This window comes from Hyunsoonleella rubra, from assembly GCF_042684665.1.
GTDB classification, from domain to species: domain Bacteria; phylum Bacteroidota; class Bacteroidia; order Flavobacteriales; family Flavobacteriaceae; genus Jejuia; species Jejuia rubra.
On sequence record NZ_JBHULY010000015.1, the window covers coordinates 1 to 17,113 of the forward strand.

Genomic DNA, 17,113 nt, shown 5'->3' on the forward strand with positions numbered 1-17,113 from the left:
ACAATTTACTGATTATCAGTAAGATGAACAACTTTTTTCTTTTAAATCATAATGCACAACGGGTATTATTAAATATGATTATACTTAAATATATCAAAATTTAGGGATTGCAACCCGAGTTGTATTTAAGTGAAGATTATGGATTATATATTTCACTATTTACGCTGTTTGCGTTCAATTAAAATGATCAATATACCCAATTAATTAGTTTTGATTTTTTTCATCATTTTTCCCATGTTATTATTGTTTTTTGAGCTATTAATCGATACCGGTTTTAGCTCTTTTTTTGAGATGTTAATCTTTTGTAACCTTTGTTACATAAGTGTTTACATGACTTTTATCATTTTTTAAAACGATGTTGGTTTGTACTTTTACAATAGCAAAATGAACTATTCATTTTATTCAAATTACAACTTTAAATTGAGTGTAAAAATGAAAAATTTAGTGATTTTAGGAGCAGGAACAGCTGGAACTATGATGGCCAATCATTTGGTTTCAAAATTGCCCAAAAAAGATTGGAAGATTACCATTGTAGATCAATATAGGACGCATTACTATCAACCTGGATTTTTATTTCTTCCGTTTGATATTTATTCCGAAAAGCAAGTTAAAAAAGAGGGAAAGAAATATATCCCTAAAGCGGTACATTATATTCAAAAAAAGATTGAAAGGGTTATCCCCGAGGACAATACGGTGGCCCTTGTAGACGAGATATTGAATTACGATATCTTAATTATAGCTACAGGATCCAAGATCGCTCCAGACGAAATTGAAGGCATGAACGGCCCGCAGTGGTACAAATCCATATTTGACTTTTATACTTATGAAGGTGCTGTAGCTTTAAGAAATAAGTTACGAACCTGGCAGGGCGGTAAATTAGTAGTTCATATTACCGAAATGCCCATTAAGTGCCCAGTAGCCCCATTGGAATTTGCCTTTTTGGCCGATTCGTATTTTAAGAAAAAAGACATAAGGGATAAAGTTGATATCACGTATGTAACACCTTTGTCAGGAGCCTTTACCAAAGAAAAGTGTTCAAAATCATTGAGTTATCTTTTGAAAGAGAAAAATATAAAACTCGAAATTGATTTCGCAATTGAACGCGTGGATTATGAACATCATAAAATTATAGACTACGTTGACAATGAAATTGAATATGATTTATTGGTAACGGTGCCCACCAATATGGGTGATGAAGTTATAGGGCGTTCCGGATTGGGGGATGATCTTAATTTCGTTCCAACCCATCAGCATACATTACAATCCCTAGAATATCAAAATATTTTTGTTATCGGAGATGCCACAAATGTACCGGCATCCAAGGCAGGCTCGGTCGCACACTTTCAAGCCGAAACTTTAACGGATAATATATTGCTTTATATTAAGGGAGAACCACTAAAAGAAGAATTTGATGGGCATTCCAACTGTTTCATCGAAACCGGTAACAACAAAGCATTGATAATCGATTTTAATTATGAACATGAACCAGTGGAAGGAACTTTCCCCATAGCTGGGTTCGGGCCGCTAAAGCTTTTAAAAGAAAGTGTTATTAACCATTGGGGAAAACTGGCCTTCAGGTGGGTGTACTGGAATATGTTGCTCAAAGGTATTTCAATACCATTTGTTGGAAGAAATATGAGCACAAAAGGAAAAAAGTTAAACTAATTATTATACAAAATGAAAAAGTTCATCGCAGAAAAGGAAATAGATGTAAATGAAGAAGGGTATTTAACCGATTTCTCACAATGGAATAAAGCTGTTGGCAATGAAATAGCAAAGGAGCATAACATCGAAATGACCAATAGCCATTGGGAAGTAGTGGATTGGATTCAGGAAAAAGTGAACGCTGGAACTCAACTGTCCATTAGAGGGATAAAGCGCAGTGGGGTAATAGACGTCAAGAAGTTTTACCATTTATTTCCAGGAGGACCATTAAAAATATCAACCAAAATTGCCGGAGTACCCAAACCCAAAAGCTGTATTTAAATGAATTTAAGAATTATAAAATATTGAAATCATGGGAACTAAAGTAAGAAAGATGCTTTTTATATTATCCAAGGCAACAATCGAGAACGCCTACGCGGCTTTTGTTATGGCAAATGGAGCAAGAATGGAGGGCATAGAATCAGAAATATTTTTCACTTTTTTTGGACTTGAAGCTATCCAAAAGAAAAAACTGGAACATTTACATGTAGCCACAGTTGGTAATCCTGGGATGCATATTCCAACAATGCTAGGTGGTTTACCGGGGGTAGAAGCATTGGCCACAAAGATGATGAAAAAAGAAATGGAAAAATTGGATATGCCTCCAATTGGAGAGTTTTTGGAAATTCTTTCAGATTCTGGATGTAAGTTATGGGGATGTAAATTGGCCATAGACATGTTCCACTTAAAACGAGAAGACCTTATCGATGAATTAGATGGTATTCTAACCATTGGCGATTTTTATAACCGAGCAGACCAGGAAGGCTGCCAGGTAGTTTTCATATAAGGATGTACAGCTTGGTTCTGCCTAAGATTCCGATTCGAGTTATGGTGAGGCAAACTCTAGCTTAGAGCGTTAATTTCTCGATAGCGTAGGGCTTATGCGTTGCCCCGGTTTCTATTGGGTCTTCCTCCTATGGCGTTATGTTAGTAGACTCTCTAACTCGTTTGTTGCAACGTTTTATTTTTTTCCTTGAGAATTGCCAGTTGCTTTTCTAAAAAGGTAATTGCTTTTTCGGCTTTAAAACTCGCTTTGGAGGCGAAATCCTTTGCCTCTTTCTTAAATTTGTCCTTACCGGATTTAGTGGCTTTTGATACATCCTCTTTAACCTCGGTAAAATCCTTGGTTATTTGGTCCTTTATTTTTTCTCCTTCTTTTTTAAGCTTATCTCTGGTAACTTCCCCTTTTTCGGGAGCGAACAATACGCCTACACCAGCGCCAATTAATACACCTAAAACTAATGCACCTTTATGAATCATTTTACTTTTCTTTTAAATATTAAACTTGTTTTACTAATCAGTAGCAAAAACTTCCGAAATGTTACAAACAAATTCAGTGTCAGATATTTAAGGGGAGAATTAAGGTTGAAATTGTTTAGGTTGTTACCCTCTAGTCCCGAGAGTCATCAGGAGGGGGCGGGTTTTACCTCGGTGGTTTCTGTTTCTAAATCAAAGAATTCGTGAAAAATAAATATTTCACTATTCAATCTCTCTCTCTCTCTCTCTCTCTCTCTCTCTCTCTCGAAACGTCATGATTAGGGATTGCTAACATGCCGCTCTTACGATAGCTATAGGCACGCTAACGTAAACGTTTTCACTAGCTAAATTTTAAAACATAGAATACCCGATTACCATAGATACCGATGAAAGTTTTGCGCCCCAATTCAAATATCTAGTTAAAATATTTCTATTGGGTATATACCTAAGTTCTAAGCTATATCTTTCTTTATATTTACAACCTATACCCAAAGCTAGAGCATAATGAGGTTGAACTTCGGCTGAAAAAAAAGGAGGGGAATCATTTGCTCCTCTGGTAACCACAATTGAGGAGTCTAAGTTGTAATCATAAACCAATGAAGCATTGGCAAAGAGTTTTAAGTTTTTATTTAAAAACATATAATGTCGTAAACCTAAATTAATTTGTATGGATTTATGATTTATTCTTGCATATGCTTCCTCTCCGGTGGTTCTATTAGCAATTGCTGTAGCTTCTGATTCAAGCTGTCGGTAGTTAGGCTCCAATATTATAGCCCATTTATTGTTATCAAATCCCAAGATCAATTCAGCTTCAAGCCCGAACCTAAAAGAAGTTAAATCCTCCTTAAACTTAAAAGGCTCGCTAATTGGGCCGACTAAACCCAATGAAGAAATTGTTACGCCAGGACGAAGAGTTAAATTAAATAAATCCTTCTTTTGTTTGGTTTTATAATTGACAAATTCTGAATTTGTACATTCATTGTATTTTACAAAAAACTTAATCAATTCTGATTGCCTGTAATTTATTTTAGCGACCTGGTTCATGGAAATACTTTCGCATTTTAAGGCATTCCATAGTTGTTGTCTGAAGTGTTGGTTTTTGGCTACTTGTCCATCTTTTGTTAGATAGTTCTTGAAGACTAGTTGCTTCACATCCGTAAGGTCTTGATTAAAAAAATACCTTATCAAGCCACGGTCTTCATATAAATATAAATTTCCTTTCCCTTCTATCAATACCTTTAAAAACAGTTGTTCTTTATTAAAAACAGGATTTTTATCATAATCCATTTCATCGATTAGTGTGCTAGATCTATCGATATCGACATTCTGTCTCACATATTTTGATACGCCAATAACCTCAAATTCTTTTACGGAATTAATTGATTGGGTTTTTTCTTCTGAATTTTCAGAAAGTTTATATTCAAACTGGGTGGGGTTATTTAGCCAGTCACCGTTTTTAATAAGACAGTCCACTCTTTCATTAGAGTTATTGATATAATACCCTTGTAGAAATGATTTTTGCGTAAAACCATATAGCCCAAAAATTAAAAAGAAGAGTAAAGTTATTTGTTTAGTCATTTTAGATTTAGTTTAGTGCCGTTTATTGAGTTATAAAAACAATCAGTCTAATAACATTTAAGTTAATACATCAAATATAGAGTTTTTTCTTTCTCCGGATAAAATAAACAGCTTACTTTTTTAGTAGAATTTAAAGGATGATTCTCTCTGTTTTTGATTAACGAGATTTTAGAGAATTATATGCTTTTAAAAATTACTTTAGGCCTCAGTCATTCATGCAAGCAAATCAAAATTGTATTTTAGCGGAAAATATAAATCATGAACTCCAGACAAGCCCAACTCAAAGCTTTCGATAGATTATTAACCATTATGGACGAACTGCGGGAGCAATGCCCATGGGATAAAAAACAAACCATGGAAACCTTACGGCATTTGACCATTGAGGAAACCTATGAGTTAGGCAATGCCATTTTGGATAATGATTTAGAGGAGGTGAAAAAGGAACTGGGCGATGTTTTGTTGCATATTGTATTTTACGCAAAAATTGGAAGTGAAACCCAAGATTTTGATATCGCGGATGTGTGTAACACCATTTGCGAAAAGTTGATCAACCGGCATCCACACATCTATGGTGATGTTAAAGTAGAAAATGAAGACGATGTCAAACGTAACTGGGAAAATCTTAAATTAAAAGAAGGAAAAAAAAGTGTTTTGGAGGGTGTGCCAAGGAGTTTACCAGCGCTAGTAAAAGCCAATAGAATTCAGGAGAAAGTAGCTGGAGTGGGCTTTGATTGGGAAAAACCTGAACAGGTTTGGGAGAAACTGCAGGAGGAATTGTCTGAGTTTCGGCATGAGGTAAAGGTTGGTAATGAAGAGGCTATGGAAAGCGAGTTTGGAGATGTGATGTTCTCGATGGTGAATTATGCACGTTTCCTAAATATCAACCCCGAAAATGCCTTGGAGCGTACTAATAAAAAATTCTCAAAACGCTTTCAATATTTAGAATCGAAAGCCAAATCCCTAAATAAGCCCTTAAAAGAAATGACCTTAGCAGAAATGGACGTGTTTTGGGAGGAGGCCAAAAGGCTCTAAAGCGTTTTAAAAAAAGCCTTTACAAAACTCCAAGAAAATAGCGAAACCATAATTTTCAATTCCTCTTTAACGCTAGATTCTTCGTCCAAAAATCGGAACATACTCGCTGGCCTGTTTCTACTATAAAACTGATTAAAAATCCATTCACCTTTATGGTTTTCCTCTTTTAAAACTTTAAGGAACACAGTGTCAAAAAATCTATATTTTTTCGAGAAAAGACTATCAGATGGCCTTTTGTTGGCTTTGATGTTATCCAGAACCTTGGCCACTTTTTTTTCAGTATGCTTAAAGGAGTACCCTGTTGAAGGTTTTACCCAGCCACCACCGGTACCAATCTTCGTTATCTTTTCCGTGTTGAATTTATCAAAAGGAAAAGTGCTCATCGGAATATTGCCCTGTTCAGATTCAATGATTTTGTAATCGTCAATTTTCAGGTACTTTTTGATATACGTTTGGAGGAACCCGTCATAGACTGATGTTTCAACAATGTGCTCCGTAAAATATGTAAACTCCACCAACGCCTCATGTTTTGAAAAAGGAAGTACATAAGTAAAGGAGGTTTGTTCGCCATCCTTAAGCCGATAATCCATCATGGTAAAGCTTTTAGCGTCAAATACTTCTCGTTCCGTTTTGATGACGATACCCTTAAAGTGTTGGTTGATATTTAAGCTCTTATTGTTATTATAAAATTCAACAGGAATCCTGCTATCAAATACATGTTCTGCCGTATAAGAACGTTTTTTTGTTTTCACAATAACCTTTGAATCCTCGTGCGTGTACACCACTTCATCCACTAAAAACTGGAAGTTTTGATGGTTTTCCAAAGTTGATTTCGCATACTTGTAAAAATCAATGGCTCTGATAGTTTTGTATGCATACGGCGATAAATTCATTTCCATTTCATTTTTGGAAGTTATTACCTTCGCCTGTTTCCAAGACTGGTGCAAAATGTGGTTCCATTGCGAGGGTTCCGTTTCCCAAAAACTCCATGTTTTGTCGTTGCTATTTTTTTTCGAGGCGTCGATTAAGGCAATTGTCTTGTCATCGAAAAAGGAGTCAGAAGCCATTTTTAAAGCCAGTTGTAGCCCTGCCAAACCACTACCAATAATGACATAGTCAAAATGCGTGTTACCCGACATTGAGTATTATTTGCTTTTGAAGTATTTGAAGGGGACGAACAGCATGCCGTAGCATTCTCCATCATCCTTGCCCAAATGTTTATGGTGGATTTTATGAGCTCGTCTTATGCCCCGAGCATACCAATTGTTGGCATTTCTAAATATTTTAAAACGCTGATGTATAAAAATATCATGCACTAAAAAATAACACAGGCCATAAGCAAAAATGCCAATACCTATGGGCAAACCTGGCCAAAACGAGGTGTATTTCCAGAGCAAAACGAAGGTTATGCTAACAATGGCATAGAAAATAAAAAACGTATCGTTACGTTCAAACCAGCTGTCGTGGTCTTTATGGTGGTGGTCCTTGTGTAAGTGCCATAAAAAACCATGCATGATGTATTTATGGGTAAACCACGCCATAAATTCCATTATGCAGAACGCACTTAAAAAACACAAAATCCAAAGTAAAGTATGCATAACTAAAAAATCACATTAAATTTAGTTGATATTTTACATAACTGCGCATTAATAACTCAATTTTTTTTGGATTAGACACTCTAATGCGGGTATCCTTAATTTGTAAAGCAGGTGTTTTTTTCAGTTTTTTTAAAAGTTGTCTGTAATAGCGATAAGCCATAAATACTCCAAATTTAGCTTCTATAGGGAGTTTTTTGATCCCTTTAAGACCTTCTTCAAAATCTCTTTCAATGTCATCTATAATTTCTTGTTTGGAGTGCTCATCCAAATTATTTAGATCTACATTCGGGAAATAGCTTCGGTTTAAATCATCAAAATCGGCTTTAATATCTCGTAGAAAATTTACCTTTTGAAATGCCGATCCTAAAGACATTGCCATTCCTTTTAAGTCATTGTATTTTTCTTCATCACCTTTTACGAATACCTTTAGGCACATTAACCCAACCACATCAGCTGATCCATAAATGTATTCCTTGTATTCCTCATCAGTTAAGTAATCTTTCTTATGAAGATCCATGCGCATACTTTTCATGAAAGCATCAACTAGGTTTTTATCAATCTCATATTTATGAAAGGTATATTGGAAAGCATTTAAAATTGGATTCAAACTAATTTTATCTTGCAAAGCCTTCTCCAAATCATTGGAGAAACTTTCAAATAAGGTTGCTTTGTCGTATTCATGAAAGGAATCCACAATTTCGTCTGCAAACCTCACAAAGCCATAAATGTTATAAATGTGCATCCTGATGGTATTGGACAGCATTTTGGTAGCTAAAGAAAATGAGGTGCTGTACGATTTAGTAACGACTTTGCTACATTGGTACGAAACGGTGTCAAAAAGTGCTTTCATAGCTTAACTGTTGTTTTTTATTACTAATTCGGAAACCAATTTTCCGGAAATCAATGACGGGGGTACACCGGGGCCAGGAACCGTCAATTGTCCTGTAAAATAAAGTTGATCCACTTTTTTGCTTTTTAATTTAGGCCTCAAAAAAGCAGTTTGCATTAGGGTATTCGCCATCCCGTAAGCGTTTCCTTTATAAGAGTTGTAATCCTTAATAAAGTCATTTATACAAAAGGACTCTTTAAAGATAATATCATTTTTTACAGTTTGCGAAGTCAATGCTTCAAATCTTTCAATAATCTTTTCAAAATATTGAGCTCTCAATTCAGGGGTGTCTTCAATTCCGGGGGCAAGTGGAATCAAAAATATGCCCGCTTCTTTGCCTTTGGGCGCACTGCTTTCATCCGTTATACTTGGAAAACTTGCGTAGAACAAAGGTTCTTGAGGCCATTTGGGGTCGTCGTAAATAGCTTCTGCATGCGCATCAAAATCCACATCAAAGAATAAAGTGTGGTGCTCAACATTTTTCAATTTCTTATCAAAACCAACATAGAATAGGAGTGAAGAGGGAGCAAAGGTCTTTTTATTCCAGTAGGATTCGGGATATTGTCTATATACTTTATCTAAAAGTGTTTCAGTGTGATGGTAATCTGCGCCACTTACGATGATATCGCCATGATGTAATTCTCCATTTGAAATCAGGCTTTTAGCTTGGCCGTTTTCAATATTAATTTTTTCAATGGGAGCGTTCGTTTTTATAGTCACTCCTAATTCCTTGGCCAATTGTTCCATGGCAAGAATGACTTGATACATTCCTTTTTTAGGGTGAAACGTACCCAAACCAAAATCAGCATAATTCATGAAACTATAGAATGAAGGCGTGTCGCTGGGCTTCGCACCTAAAAATAACACAGGGAATTCCAGAATTTTGGCCAACCTGTCATTCTTAAAGTCTCTGCGTACATCCTTTTTAATATTGCTGAAGAACTGGCCGACTTTTTTTATGGTAGCTGGAGTTACCAGTTCGAGTGGTGAAACACCTGGATTGTAAACTAAATCTTTTATGGCAATATCGTAGTTACTTTGGGCATCGTCCATAAACTTTTGAAGTTTTTGGGAACTGCCTTTTTCCTCGTTTTCAAAGGTATTCTTAATTTTTTCCAAAGAATCCTCAATGGTGATACTGTCATCCTTTCCAAAGTACACTCTGTAGGCGGGACTTAGCTTTTCTAGTTGATAATAATCTGAAGGCTTTTTATCGAAATCGGCAAAAAACCGCTCGAAGACATCGGGCATCCAATACCAAGTAGGGCCTATATCAAAAGTAAAACCGTCTTTTTTTAATTGCCTTGCGCGACCACCGATGGTAGCATTTTTTTCAAAGATGGTAACGTTGTAGCCTGCCTTTGCCAAGTAGCATGAAGCGGCTAATGACGAGAACCCTGATCCTATGACAAATACTGTTGTTTTCATTTTGTTCAACAAATGTAATCAAAAGTTAAACAAAATAAAAGTTTTTATAAATCTTTAACTAAGTTTTCGATAGAATCATAGATTTTAACGCTGTCCGGAAGCTGAAAATCGTCTTCAATGGTTGATAATTTTGGGCCCAAAGCTAAAAGGTTGGTTTTGTCATTATTGAGCAGTAGTTGTTCAAATTCTTTGAAATATCCGGGGATTTCTTTTGCCTCGGGATTTACTGTAAAATAAGTTACAAAAGTAATTTCATTGAAGAATTCCAAAACACTCACAAGGCTATCCATTGGTACACTTTCACCTAAAAATATAGTATGATATCCCTTGCTTCTCAATTGATAATTAATGAATAACAAACCAATATCATGTACCTCATTATCTGGCAAAAACAGAATAAAGGTTTTGGTTACTGGTTTGGGTTCAAGGATTTGCAAGCGTTCAATATTCAATAATATTTTCTGCTTGATGTGCACGGATAAAAAGTGTTCGTGTGCCGGAGTGATAGTACTGGTTTGCCAAAGTAACCCTATTTCATTGAGCAATGGCAAAAACACATCATAAAAAATGGTATCAAAAGATTTGTTCTCAATCAGATTCTTATACGTATTGTAAAATAATACCTGATCGAAATTTAACATGGATAGTTTGAATGCGTTTATGGCATGGTCTTCCACCTTCGCTCTCGAAGCGATTTCCCGAACTTTAATAGGAATATCCTCTTCACTAAGATTGGCAATTTTTGAAATTTTATAGCCGTTATTGTTTAAAAAAGAGATGTTTAGCAGTTTTTGGAGACTGGCCAAACTATAATTTCTAATATTTGTATTACTTCTATCTGGTTGCAATAAATTATAACGCTTTTCCCATATTCTAATGGTGTGCGCCTTTATGCCCGTTAGATTTTCGAGGTCTTTTATGCTGAAATTTACCTGTATATTGTTCATCAAAAACAGATTTTAGTTAAACAAAATTACAAATATCTTATGAGAAAACAATAAAAAAGAGTTGACAAATTGAAAAAAATCAAAAAAAAAGGGGTTTTATCATATGATTTTTTGATTAAATCATAAGTTGATGTGCATTAGACAGATGTTTTCCAGTGCATCATATTTAAGGTAAATGCTTTGTTTCAGGGGGTTTAATTCCATACTTTTGGTCGATAATCTTTTAACTTCGCGGCCTTTATGCGTACCCTTTTTTCATTAATTATTTTTATAGTTTTTATATCCTGTAAGGATAAAGGAAGTGATTATGTGGAGGCATCGACAGGCCCTGACAACATTTATGTTTCCCCTGAAATTATTCCCGACAATCATTTTTTAGGTGATAAGGCCTGCAAGTCTTGTCATCAAGATCAATTCAAAGATTGGAAAGGCTCCCATCACGATAAGGCAATGCAAATTGCAACAGATTCTACGATCTTGGGTGATTTCAATGATGCATCATTTTCCAGCCAAGGGGTGACTTCAAAATTCTATAAAAAGGATGGTGAGTTCTTTGTAAATACGGAAGGTAGGGATGGTAAGTACCACGATTATAAAATAGAGTATACTTTCGGTGTCGCACCGTTACAGCAGTATATCGTAAAATTTCCCGATGGGCATTATCAGTGCCTACGAACGGCTTGGGACACTGAAAAGGGCAAATGGTTTGATTTGTACCCAGATTTTAAGGTGGTGCATTCCGAGTGGTTACATTGGTCCCGTGGTGGATTGAATTGGAACAATATGTGTGCTGATTGCCATTCCACCAACGTTAGAAAGAACTATAATATGGAATCCCATGGTTATGATACTAAATACGCCTTGATTAACGTAAGTTGCGAGGCCTGTCATGGCCCAGGAAAAACACATGTGCAAAAAGCAAATGCCGAAGGTTCAAAGTATAAATTTGATGGTGATTTAAAAATGACTTTGAATACGCCTCCAAAGGAATTGGTTGATCAGTGTGCCAGATGCCATGTAAGGAGAGAGCAGATTTCGGAACATTTCAATTTTGAAGGTACGTTTTTAGACCATTATTACCCTCAGTTAATTGCGAATAATTTGTATCACCCGGATGGACAAATTTTGGATGAGGTTTATGTGTATGGTTCGTTTCTTCAAAGTAAAATGTATCAAAATAATGTAACTTGTACCAATTGCCACAATCCGCACTCGCTGAAATTAAGATTTGAAGGTAATCAGCTTTGCGCTCAATGTCATGACACCAAAACATATGGTGCACCAGCACATCATTTTCATGAGGCAAATTCAGAGGGCTCCCAGTGTATCAATTGCCACATGACTGGAAAGATTTACATGGGCAACGATTATAGGAGGGATCACAGTTTTAGGATTCCCAGACCTGATTTGAGTTTGAAATATGGAACACCTAATGCCTGTGTACAATGCCATACGGACAAAGACGACAAGTGGGCATGGGAAAATTATAAAAAGACATATGGCGTTCCGAAGCACAAACATTTTTCTGATTTATTGGCTCTTGCTTTAACAGGAGATCCGCACGGTTTGGAGAAACTAATGGAGCTATCAAAAGACACGATTTACCCAGAAATAGCTAGGGCTTCAGCGGTCAGGGCCATGAGCAGTTATGTTACCCAGGAATCCATTGACGAATTGTTGCGATTTTTGGATAATGAATCTCCCTTGGTGCGAGGTGCAACTATTGATGCTTTCAACGATTTAAATACGACGGATTACGCGAATTCATTTTTACCGCTTTTGAGGGACGAAAAACGTTCGGTACGAACAAAAGCATTTTTAGCGATCGCATCCTTGAATGAACTGCAAATTCCAGAAGAGTATAAAGATGCCTACAAAAAGGTCCAAAAAGAATTTAATGACCACCTTAGAGTGACGGCGGATTTTAGTGGGGGAAGAGCCAAAAAGGCCAATTATTATTTGAAAAAAGGGGATGTGACAAATGCCATAAAGTGGCTAGAAAAAGCTTTGGAAATTGATAACATGAACAATATGATTCGCACCAATCTAGCGAATTTGTACTATCGAAATAATGAAGTGGTAAAGGCCGAAGTGGCTTTTAAAACCATTATCCAGCAGGAGCCCGATTTTGGACAAACGTATTATTCCTATGCATTGTTATTGGCTGAGCTCAACCGAACCGAAGAGGCTTTAAAGCAAATGGAGCTTGCTATTGGCTACATGCCAGAAAATGTTAGGTTCTATTACAATCTAAGCTTGCTTTATGATAAGACAAACGACCTGAAAAAGGCTGAAAACACTGCCGTAAAAGGTCTAAAAATAGCACCGAATAATGAAAGTTTGCTTTATGTTCTAGCCTATATCTATCAAAAAGATGGGGAAATTTCTAAAGCTAAAAATATTGCCAGACGATTGGTAGAAATGTTTCCCAATAATCAGCAGTATCAGTCTTTTTATAGCCAGTTGAGTTCTATGAATTAGAAAGTGCACACGAGAAGATTCGAACTTCCACATCCTAAACGGATACTGGCCCCTCAAGCCAGCGCGTCTACCAATTCCGCCACGTGTGCTTTTTTTGAAGTATGCTAAAATAAAAAAAGTTAAGCTATATTGCTTAACTTTTTTTGGTGACCGGGCTGGGGCTCGAACCCAGGACCCTCTCCTTAAAAGGGAGATGCTCTACCAACTGAGCTACCCGGTCAAAACTATCGGCAAATTCCCGTTAGCGGGTGCAAATATATAATGTTTAATTAATAAAACAATGGGTTTTCTAATATAATTTTTCGTTTTTTTGTAGCCTGTTTATCTATGTTTTTAGTAATCAATTTATAGCATAAAAATGATCATAGTTTTATTAGGATATATGGGGTCTGGTAAGTCCTCCGTTGGTAGGATTTTGGCTGAAAAGTTAAACTATAATCTTATCGATTTAGATGATTTTATTGAAGAAAGGGAAGGTATTTCGGTTAGCGAAATCTTTAAAACCAAAGGTGAAGTCTACTTTAGAAAAAAGGAAACCGAGTATCTAAAAGATTTGTTGAAGCTTGAGGAAAATACCATCTTATCCTTAGGGGGTGGTACACCATGTTACGCAAATAATATGGACGCCATTTTGAATGCCGAAAATGCAACTTCAATTTATCTAAAAGGTTCATTGCCGTTTTTATCGCAAAAATTGTTTAAGAAAAAAGCAAAACGTCCATTAATTGCGCACATTGAATCTGAGGAATTGATGACCGAATTCATTGGAAAACATTTGTTCGAAAGGTCCCAGTTTTACAGCAAGGCTGAAATCCATATCGTTACAGATTATAAAGAAAAAATAGAAATTGTTGAGGATATAATTTTAGCGCTATTCTAAAATTACTTCATTTGCCTTTCCGGAAAGATTGACCTGGACATGTTCGTGTAACGAGGTGGACAGGGAAATACCTTTAAAATCTGCTTTTACAGGATATTTTTTGTGGTTCCTATTTACCAAAACCGCAGTTTTGAACTGTTTCATCGGAACACTTAAAAAATGTTTCACGCCATAAATCAAGGTAGTACCAGAATTAAGTACATCATCCACCAAAACAACCGATTTATTGGAGTACTCTTCAGGAGGAAGCGAAGTGTCAATGGCTTCCAGTGGAGCTTTTTTATTTATTTTTACCTTACATAGTACCGGATTGATATCTGAAATTTTTTCCAACATGGCCTTCAGTTTTTTAGCCAGTGTATAGCCATTGCTGTCTATTCCGGCAATAATAACTTCAGTTTCATTAACATTCGTTTCATAAATCTGAAAAGCTATCCGTCTAATCTTATGTTGAATTTCACTATGGTTTAGAATAACGTTGTCCTTTAATTCCATGTGGTACCGGGTTATTTTGAAAGTTTAAAATTAGTCATTTTCAATGGTAAAATCATCAATGTCGCGTCTATCTTTTTTGGTCGGTCGGCCCGTTCCTTTTTTGCGATAATAGTCTTTAGAATATTTTAAAAGCTCTTTGGCTTCAAATGCTTCTTTGGGTGTTAAATCCGTACGGTAAATGTCTACCAATTTTGCCGAAACTCGATTGGGAGGGATGTCGTTTACTTTCAATTTATAATTAATTTGAGTCTTGCGAAGCTCAATCCTGTCCTGGGGGTAAACCTCCCTGCTGGGTTTCACTACATCGTCATTTACCTTTACCTGCCCCTTTTTGCAGGCGGTAGTAGCCAAAGTTCTAGTTTTGTAATATCTCGTACACCATAAATACTTGTCAATCCGCATACAATCTTGTAAAAACTGCGTTAATGTTGTTGCACAAGATATCATTAAAATTGTATCTTGCGCCCCAAAAATAAGCAATAATGAGTTTTAGAAAAATCGGTTTTTTGATATTATTGGCAACATTGGCCCTAATATCCTGTAAGGATGATGATGATGGAAATGGTGTAATTTCAATACCGATTGCAGATAGGGATGAACAGCAGAGTATAGATAATGGAATGTTGGTGGATTACCTTACTACGCATTATTACAATGCTTCGGCTTTTGTAAATAACCCCAACCCGAAAATTGCAGATTTAATCATTAGTGATACCCCTGATGGAAATGCAAGGCTGATAGACTCCGTTGATATCAAACCCGTAAGGTTTGCTGATACCGATTATGAGATTTATATTTTGAAACTCAATGAAGGGGGTGGTGAAACCACTAATTTTTCAGATAAGGTAAGGGTGCATTATGAAGGATTTCTTTTGGATGGAACAATTTTCGATAGCGCTGTAACTCCTACTGATTTTAACTTGGTAGGCGATGGCAGAACCATTGGATCTGTTATTGATGGTTGGAAAAAGGCGTTGGTTGATTTTAAGTCTGCCGAAAATTTTACGGAGGATGGTGGTCTTATAAATTACGAAAACCATGGTGTGGGGGTGATGTTTATGCCTTCAGGACTTGCATATTTTAACGAGTCCAGATCGAAAATTCCAGCTTATTCCCCGCTCATTTTTAAGTTTGAGCTGTTGCAGAACTTTTTCACTGATTTTGATGATGATGGTATTCCTTCACATTTAGAAAAAATATTGAAGGACCCAGCGGACAGTCAATTCCTAGACCAATTTGTGGTGTTTGCGGATGAAAATGAAAAAGATGATGACACTGATAATAATGGTTTATGGGATTTTATTGATCCTGATGATGATGGAGATGGGATTTTGACTAAGGACGAGATTAAGGTAAGAACCATTACGGGAACAAAGGCTGAAGTTGAAAACGCAATCCTAAACAAGGATGAGGAACGAGTTCGGGTTTATAAAGATGTACTCAATAACAATTATGTGGCAACTATAATTGAATTTACGGATACTGACGATAACGGTACTCCCGATTATTTAGAGGATAACATCTAGGTTTCTTTCAGCTAAAAAAAAATAAAAAACTCGCAAAATAAACGTTGCGAGTTTTTTGTTTCCTAGATTCTTTTCTTGGACCTAAACACATAATTGTTTAAAATCAAATCATGTCTATTTTGCCACGGTTTAGTTTTATTTTGTTTTTGTTTTCCAGTTGCTTCAAAAGCCTAGATACAACTACACGGGAGGTGTGTAGATCCTCAGCTATTTCTTGATGCTTAACATTAACCGTACTGGAACCGTGTAATTCAGCCTTGTTTATAAGGTATTTATAAAGGCGTTCGTCCATTTTCATAAAGGCAATATTGTCAATAGTTTCAAGCATTTCATCAAACCGGACTTGATAGCTTTCCAGAATAAAATTGCGCCAACTATCATTGGTATGAAACCAGTTTTGCATATACTGAACTGGAATCATCATCAATGTAGAATCTCTTTCAGCTACAGCCCTTATTTTGCTTTTAGATTTACCAGTACAACAGGTAAGTGACATGGTGCAGGTTTCGCCAGCCTCCAAAAAGTAAATGAGTAGTTCGTTGCCCTCAGAATCCTCTCGCAATATTTTGATATTGCCATCCAGTAATAGCGGAATATGACTCAAATGTTGGTTAATGTCAATAATAATATCACCTTCTTTATAAGTAGTTAATTTTCCTATGGCTTCAATCTCCTCGATAAGCGCATCATCGAGTATGTCTTTAAAATTTTGATGGAGTAAAGTCCCTGTCATATTCAAAAATAATCATTTATAAAATTGAAATAAAAGTTTGGAGGAGTTTTAATAAATAATGTATATTTGCACCCACTTTTAAGGGCCTCGTAGTTCAACTGAATAGAATACCTGATTACGGCTCAGGCGGTTGCAGGTTTGAATCCTGCCGAGGTCACGAATAAAACGAAAACTCCAGCGTTAAATCAATCTTGAATGAATTTATAAGCTGGAGTTTTCGTTTTTCAAAGCGGAGCTTTGTCAGGATATTTAATCCTGCCGAGGTCATAAATAATTAACCCAATCATCTGTAATACAGTTGTTTGGGTTTTTTGTTTTTTAAAAATTCACCTCTTTTGAATGTATTGGTTATTAGTTTATAAGCATACCTTAAAAATAAGTTATTGAGGTAAGCCTGATTATGACTAAATAGCGAAAGAGCTTCTTAAAATAAAATAGAGGAGATGATATCCGGATTAAATAAAAAGAGTTTGATTCTATATACAAACTATTAAATAATTTAACCCGTTGTGCATTATGATTTAAAAGAAAAAAGTTGTTCATCTTACTGATAATCAGTAAATTG

At 35.9% G+C, this 17,113-nt stretch carries 17 protein-coding genes and 3 tRNA genes; 8 read left to right on the forward strand and 12 right to left on the reverse strand.

What is annotated here, in order from left to right; genetic code table 11:
* The first annotated feature begins 432 nt into the window (after window positions 1-432).
* Genes sqr through ACFSR8_RS08160 form a run of 3 tightly spaced genes read left to right on the forward strand, consistent with a single transcriptional unit; the run spans window position 433 to window position 2,491 of the window.
* Window positions 433-1,665, forward strand: a complete 1,233-nt coding sequence (sqr, locus tag ACFSR8_RS08150; protein ID WP_380290881.1) for a type III sulfide quinone reductase, selenoprotein subtype — start codon at window positions 433-435, stop codon at window positions 1,663-1,665.
* A 12-nt stretch (window positions 1,666-1,677) separates the two neighbouring features.
* Window positions 1,678-1,986, forward strand: a complete 309-nt coding sequence (locus tag ACFSR8_RS08155; RefSeq protein ID WP_380290883.1) for a TusE/DsrC/DsvC family sulfur relay protein — start codon at window positions 1,678-1,680, stop codon at window positions 1,984-1,986.
* A gap of 31 nt (window positions 1,987-2,017) precedes the next feature.
* A complete protein-coding gene (locus ACFSR8_RS08160; RefSeq protein ID WP_380290885.1) occupies window positions 2,018-2,491 on the forward strand; it encodes a DsrE/DsrF/DrsH-like family protein in 474 nt (157 codons plus the stop codon).
* Between the two features lie 152 nt (window positions 2,492-2,643).
* On the opposite strand, the gene ACFSR8_RS08165 is transcribed toward ACFSR8_RS08160, so the two are convergent.
* Window positions 2,644-2,964: a YtxH domain-containing protein gene (locus ACFSR8_RS08165; protein ID WP_380290887.1), complete on the reverse strand. Its 321-nt coding sequence runs from the start codon at window positions 2,962-2,964 to the stop codon at window positions 2,644-2,646.
* Window positions 2,965-3,312: 348 nt separating this feature from the next.
* On the reverse strand, window positions 3,313-4,539 hold the full coding sequence (locus tag ACFSR8_RS08170) for a tRNA modification GTPase (RefSeq protein ID WP_380290889.1): 1,227 nt from the start codon (window positions 4,537-4,539) through the stop codon (window positions 3,313-3,315).
* 258 nt (window positions 4,540-4,797) lie between these two features.
* On the opposite strand from ACFSR8_RS08170, the gene mazG reads away from it, so the two are divergent.
* On the forward strand, window positions 4,798-5,571 hold the full coding sequence (mazG, locus tag ACFSR8_RS08175) for a nucleoside triphosphate pyrophosphohydrolase (RefSeq protein ID WP_380290891.1): 774 nt from the start codon (window positions 4,798-4,800) through the stop codon (window positions 5,569-5,571).
* On the opposite strand, the gene ACFSR8_RS08180 is transcribed toward mazG, so the two are convergent.
* From ACFSR8_RS08180 to ACFSR8_RS08200, 5 genes are read right to left on the reverse strand one after another with little or no spacing between them, the layout of a single operon-like run.
* Window positions 5,568-6,710, reverse strand: coding sequence for a lycopene cyclase family protein (locus tag ACFSR8_RS08180; protein ID WP_380290893.1), 1,143 nt, complete (start codon window positions 6,708-6,710; stop codon window positions 5,568-5,570). The genes mazG and ACFSR8_RS08180 overlap by 4 nt on opposite strands.
* A 6-nt stretch (window positions 6,711-6,716) precedes the next feature.
* Entirely contained in the window at window positions 6,717-7,169 is a 453-nt protein-coding gene (locus ACFSR8_RS08185) for a beta-carotene hydroxylase (protein WP_380290895.1), read from the reverse strand.
* Window positions 7,170-7,179: 10 nt separating this feature from the next.
* Window positions 7,180-8,019, reverse strand: coding sequence for a phytoene/squalene synthase family protein (locus ACFSR8_RS08190; RefSeq protein WP_380290897.1), 840 nt, complete (start codon window positions 8,017-8,019; stop codon window positions 7,180-7,182).
* A 3-nt stretch (window positions 8,020-8,022) separates the two neighbouring features.
* Entirely contained in the window at window positions 8,023-9,486 is a 1,464-nt protein-coding gene (locus tag ACFSR8_RS08195) for a phytoene desaturase family protein (RefSeq protein ID WP_380290899.1), read from the reverse strand.
* 44 nt (window positions 9,487-9,530) lie between these two features.
* Window positions 9,531-10,433 carry a MerR family transcriptional regulator gene (locus tag ACFSR8_RS08200; protein ID WP_380290901.1) on the reverse strand — a complete coding sequence of 301 codons (903 nt, stop codon included), beginning with the start codon at window positions 10,431-10,433 and terminating at the stop codon, window positions 9,531-9,533.
* 240 nt (window positions 10,434-10,673) lie between these two features.
* Between ACFSR8_RS08200 and ACFSR8_RS08205 the strand changes: the two genes are divergently transcribed.
* On the forward strand, window positions 10,674-12,914 hold the full coding sequence (locus ACFSR8_RS08205; protein WP_380290903.1) for a tetratricopeptide repeat protein: 2,241 nt from the start codon (window positions 10,674-10,676) through the stop codon (window positions 12,912-12,914).
* A 4-nt stretch (window positions 12,915-12,918) separates the two neighbouring features.
* On the opposite strand, the gene ACFSR8_RS08210 is transcribed toward ACFSR8_RS08205, so the two are convergent.
* Together ACFSR8_RS08210 and ACFSR8_RS08215 are read right to left on the reverse strand one after the other, a co-directional pair.
* Window positions 12,919-13,003 (reverse strand) — tRNA-Leu (locus tag ACFSR8_RS08210).
* 55 nt (window positions 13,004-13,058) lie between these two features.
* A tRNA-Lys gene (locus ACFSR8_RS08215) sits at window positions 13,059-13,134 on the reverse strand.
* Between the two features lie 138 nt (window positions 13,135-13,272).
* Between ACFSR8_RS08215 and ACFSR8_RS08220 the strand changes: the two genes are divergently transcribed.
* Window positions 13,273-13,794, forward strand: a complete 522-nt coding sequence (locus tag ACFSR8_RS08220) for a shikimate kinase (protein ID WP_380290905.1) — start codon at window positions 13,273-13,275, stop codon at window positions 13,792-13,794.
* Here the strand turns inward: ACFSR8_RS08220 and ACFSR8_RS08225 are convergent.
* Window positions 13,786-14,289 (reverse strand): phosphoribosyltransferase family protein, encoded by a 504-nt coding sequence (locus tag ACFSR8_RS08225; RefSeq protein ID WP_380290907.1) that lies wholly within the window; start codon window positions 14,287-14,289, stop codon window positions 13,786-13,788. The two genes, ACFSR8_RS08220 and ACFSR8_RS08225, sit on opposite strands and share 9 nt — an antisense overlap.
* Before the next feature lie 30 nt (window positions 14,290-14,319).
* The gene (locus ACFSR8_RS08230; protein WP_380290913.1) at window positions 14,320-14,691 is read right to left on the reverse strand and encodes an RNA-binding S4 domain-containing protein; all 372 of its coding nucleotides are present in this window, start codon (window positions 14,689-14,691) and stop codon (window positions 14,320-14,322) included.
* A gap of 80 nt (window positions 14,692-14,771) precedes the next feature.
* On the opposite strand from ACFSR8_RS08230, the gene ACFSR8_RS08235 reads away from it, so the two are divergent.
* Window positions 14,772-15,815 (forward strand): FKBP-type peptidyl-prolyl cis-trans isomerase, encoded by a 1,044-nt coding sequence (locus ACFSR8_RS08235; RefSeq protein WP_380290909.1) that lies wholly within the window; start codon window positions 14,772-14,774, stop codon window positions 15,813-15,815.
* A gap of 103 nt (window positions 15,816-15,918) precedes the next feature.
* Here ACFSR8_RS08235 and ACFSR8_RS08240 read toward each other — a convergent pair whose 3' ends face one another.
* Complete coding sequence (locus ACFSR8_RS08240; protein ID WP_380290911.1) at window positions 15,919-16,548, reverse strand: Crp/Fnr family transcriptional regulator; 630 nt, start codon at window positions 16,546-16,548, stop codon at window positions 15,919-15,921.
* 83 nt (window positions 16,549-16,631) lie between these two features.
* Between ACFSR8_RS08240 and ACFSR8_RS08245 the strand changes: the two genes are divergently transcribed.
* Window positions 16,632-16,705 (forward strand) — tRNA-Arg (locus ACFSR8_RS08245).
* The last annotated feature ends 408 nt before the right edge of the window (window positions 16,706-17,113 follow it).